The sequence below is a fragment of the Candidatus Neomarinimicrobiota bacterium genome (genome assembly GCA_018647265.1).
GTDB lineage: Bacteria > Fidelibacterota > Marinisomatia > Marinisomatales > TCS55 > TCS55.
On the sequence record JABGTK010000013.1, the window covers coordinates 1 to 4,204 of the forward strand.

Below are 4,204 nucleotides of genomic sequence, written 5' to 3' on the forward strand. Positions count from 1 at the left end.
GTACGCGGGTCCACACCAGACCAAAACCTGATTATGCTTGATGGCATTACCATTTATAACCCCTATCACTTGGGTGGATTATTTTCTACCTTTAATACGGATGCCATAAAAGAGGCAGACTTCCACGCCGGTGGATTTCCTGCACGGTATGGCGGACGCATGGGATCCATCCTGAATGTAATCAATCGGGAAGGGAATACAGAAGAATTTCAGGGGAAGGTGAATATTTCTCTTTTATCAGCAAAGGGATTGATCGAAGGCCCCATCAAATGGAATGGCATGAAAGGGTCCTACATGTTAGCTGGGCGCAGAACCTATTTTGATGTGGTCGCAAATACGCTCATTAAGGCCAGCGGGGGAAGCGGTAAAGTGCCCTACTATTTTTACGATTTCCAAGGGAAGGTCAACTTGGATATCAATGAGAAGCATCGCCTTACATACAGCCAATTTTATGGTGATGATGTATTGAGTATAAAGGGGGATGGGTCCTCCAGTTTTTCAGAAAATAATGATGAATCTGGTACAAATAGGGATAAATCTTTATTCGATTGGCGCTGGGGAAACCATACAAATAGCCTCACTTGGCGATGGATTAAAGGATCAAATCTGATTCTGAAAACATTCGCTGCCCAAAGTCGTTTTCGTTTTAATATTGATTTGGATAACGAATCTTGGTCAACCAATATTGAGGACGGTGATAGCACCCAATCTTATAGTGGTTTATTCTTTGATACATTTGATAATATTCTGGATCGAACCCTAGAAACAGAATTGACATGGATAGCATCGGACCACCACACCATTTCTAGCGGGGGTCAATTCAAATCCATTAATTTCGATTTAGGGATGGAGTACACCTCGGCCAATATTGACACATCCATTCATGTTAAACCGCTGGAAATGAAATCACGCGCTTATGAAAGTGCTTTTTATATCCAGGATAAATGGACTATAAACGATCGCTTATCCACACAGTTTGGGCTTCGATTATCCCATTATTCCCTCCACGGAAATATTAATACTGAACCACGGTTAGGACTTAAATATTTTATTAAACCTAATTTGGCCGTCAAATTTAACTGGGGTCGATACTACCAATATTTGACCATTGCAAATCCACGGGATGAAAGTCTTCGCTTTATTGATATTTGGATGGGGACGCCGGAGGATCAAAAAGCACCATATTCTGACCATACAATCGCCGGATTGGAATATATTACGCCGGACAATATCATTTTCCGCTTGGAAGGATATTACAAATCATTTGACAATATGATTACCTTAAAACAAGGATCATCCTTCAAAATTGATGGAAACATCCAGTACAATCCCTTTAATGAATTTTATAAAACGGATGCCCATGCTTATGGTTTGGAATTTTTAGTAAAGAAAAATTCAGGAAAATATGGCGGATGGATTGGTTACACCTGGGCCCAAACAAAATGGTTTACTGAAATTGATGGTTGGTTCCGTCCCAACTTTGATAAAGAACATACTTTAAATATGGTCGGGTATTGGCAGCGGACCGAACGGACAAAGATAAGTTCTTCCTTAACCTTTTCTTCCGGTCTACCTTTTACACCCATCCAAGGATCTATCCCCGGATGGACCCATTACCAAGATTATGGGAACGACAATTTCTATTCTTGGGGAGAATACCTTGTGGGAGAAAAAAATAGTCAACGATACCCATCTTATTTACGATTGGATTTGGGAATAACGCAAAAAACAAAATCCAAAATGTTTGGCGAAGGGGAACGTTACATTCAGGTATTGAATTTGACCAATCACTTGAACCATTTATTTTGGATTTATCGAACAAATTCAAATGAAAAGTCTGCGAACTATGGTCGCGTACAACGAAAAGGATTTCCCATGTTTCCCCTCATGGCCACCTTTGGACTAAGTTTTGATATTTAAGGAAAAATCATGAAAAAAATATTTACAATTACAATTATTTTTGCATCCTTGGCTTGCATGGCACCAAAGGCAGAATGGGAAAATATTGAATCGGAAGAAGCCAATAAACTGGTTGCATTCGGATTAATATCTCTGGATGATACTTTTACCAGTTTTGTCGATGTTCGTAGGACCCTTTCCTTGCAAGAACCGGACAGAATTATTGTGGGGTATGATACAGTTGACTTTAAAGATTCTACCGTTATTTACCCAATTTATCAAAAAGCGGATTTTGTGAAAGAGGCTAAAGTGACCATATCTGATGGTGTAATAAATTATTCTTTTCACTTAAATGACGATTTAAATCGATGGGAAAATTATTATGTAGATTCAACGGGAACATTTAAACCGAAAGCTGACACCGATTATTATTTAACGGTAGAAGCACCGGGATTGGAAAAATTAACCGGTGTTGTAACTACACCTAAATTTCCCAAAATTGACGGATCTTCTGTTCCTGATACAGTTTATGTGAAAAAACCTTATTCCGTAAAGTTTGACTTAAATGGAGATTATAACGGAAATATATCTACTAAGTTAAAAACAGAATTCAAATCAATGTGTGGTGTGGGCCATACAACATACCTTCCACCAAAAACGTCCAAATGGACAACGCCACCAGTTGATTGTAGTAATTTGTGGTGGGATACAAGCGAAGATAAACCAGACTCATTAATGATAAATTTGCGAACACTTGATGAGAACTTTTTCAAATATTTTGTCAAACGAGATGGAAAAGATTTTGTGAATTTTCTGTCCGGCGATGGCATGGTTGGGCATTCGTTTGGAGTTGAAGGGGGCTTTGGTTTATTTGGTTCTTTTGCTTCCGATAAAATTTACAGGGTGATAGCTCCTTAAGATACTTCCTTATTTCAACTTTATTCCCCAATTTCACGTCCAACATTTGAGGAATTAATGAAACTTTATAGTTGGAACGTGAACGGCATCCGTGCCGCAGAAAAAAAGGGCTTCTTAGATTGGTTGGATGAAACACAGCCTGAGGTTGTATGCCTCCAAGAGACCAAGGCCAGAATTGATCAACTTGGTACCTCACTGATAGAAGACCATGGCTATCATACCTTTTGGCATTCAGCTGAAAAAGCGGGTTACAGTGGCGTGGCGACTTTTTGCAAGAATGAGCCCCATTACGTTCAGGAGGGGCTTGGCATCGATCGGTTTGATGGGGAAGGCCGCGTACTCATTACAGAACATGATGACTTTTTACTTTATAATATTTATTTCCCCAACGGTCAAAAAGATGAAACTCGCCTGAAATATAAGCTTGATTTTTATGACGAACTTTTACCCATAATAAATGAACAAGTGGAAAATGGGACAAATGTTATTGTGACCGGAGATTGGAATACGGCACACCATCCCATTGATTTAGCCCGGCCGAAAGATAATGTTAAAAATTCTGGGTTTATGCCCATTGAGCGAGAGTGGTTGGATACTTATGAATCCCACGGGTGGGTAGATTCATTTCGCCATTTTCATCCAGAACCGGATCGCTATTCATGGTGGACATACCGCTTTGGCGCTCGGGAAAGAAATGTAGGTTGGCGCATCGACTATTTTTGGGTGAATGAAGGATTTGTAGATCAGCTTGAAGATGCGGATATTCATGACGACATTATGGGCTCGGATCATTGCCCAGTGTCACTCACACTAAAAGGGGAGGGCATCTAATGCAAAAATCAGAAATTGTAAAAGACTGGATTAAACGATATACAGGAACCATAGCTGAGGACTTTGGCGAATGGATTCTCCTGACTAATTTTCAAAATTATGTGGAAAAATTTGCTGAAAAATATCGTGTAGAAGTAAAAGGGAAAGGTGGCCCAATGACCTCGGCCACTAACAACGATGGTGTGAGTATTATAAATTTCGGGATCGGCAGCGCAAATGCGGCTACCGTTATGGACCTTTTGTCAAGTGTTAGTCCAAAAGGTGTGCTCTTCTTGGGCAAGTGCGGTGGTTTGAAAAAATCAACCGATATTGGCCATTTTATTCTTCCCAGTGCGGCCATCCGTGGCGAAGGGACCGGTGATGATTATTTCCCCAAAGAAGTGCCCGCCATGCCATCATTCAAGATTCACAAACATGTATCCGAATTATTGGTGAACCAAAAATTGGAATATAGGACTGGCGTTATCTATACCACCAACCGGAGGGTTTGGGAGCATGATGATGCTTTTAAGGATTACCTAAAGAAAATTCGTGTTTTGGGGATCGATATGGAAAC

4 protein-coding genes are annotated in these 4,204 nt (G+C 40.2%); all 4 read left to right on the plus strand.

Annotation, left to right across the window (positions count from 1 at the left end; all coding sequences use genetic code 11):
- On the plus strand, nt 1-1,920 hold a 1,920-nt coding region (locus tag HN459_01110), incomplete at its 5' end, for a TonB-dependent receptor (GenBank protein ID MBT3478041.1).
- 9 nt (nt 1,921-1,929) lie between these two features.
- Nucleotides 1,930-2,817 (plus strand): hypothetical protein, encoded by an 888-nt coding sequence (locus HN459_01115; protein ID MBT3478042.1) that lies wholly within the window; start codon nt 1,930-1,932, stop codon nt 2,815-2,817.
- A 57-nt stretch (nt 2,818-2,874) separates the two neighbouring features.
- Nucleotides 2,875-3,648, plus strand: a complete 774-nt coding sequence (gene xth / locus HN459_01120; protein MBT3478043.1) for an exodeoxyribonuclease III — start codon at nt 2,875-2,877, stop codon at nt 3,646-3,648.
- Nucleotides 3,648-4,204, plus strand: a 557-nt coding sequence (locus tag HN459_01125) for an AMP nucleosidase (GenBank protein MBT3478044.1), incomplete at its 3' end; no start/stop codon positions are given. The genes xth and HN459_01125, both read left to right, overlap by 1 nt.

Bases quoted from the DNA above. Each gene is read 5' to 3' on its own strand.
- HN459_01115 (MBT3478042.1), top strand. From the start codon at position 1,930: ATGAAAAAAATATTTACAATTACAATTATTTTTGCATCCTTGGCTTGC.
- xth (MBT3478043.1), top strand. From the start codon at position 2,875: ATGAAACTTTATAGTTGGAACGTGAACGGCATCCGTGCCGCAGAAAAA.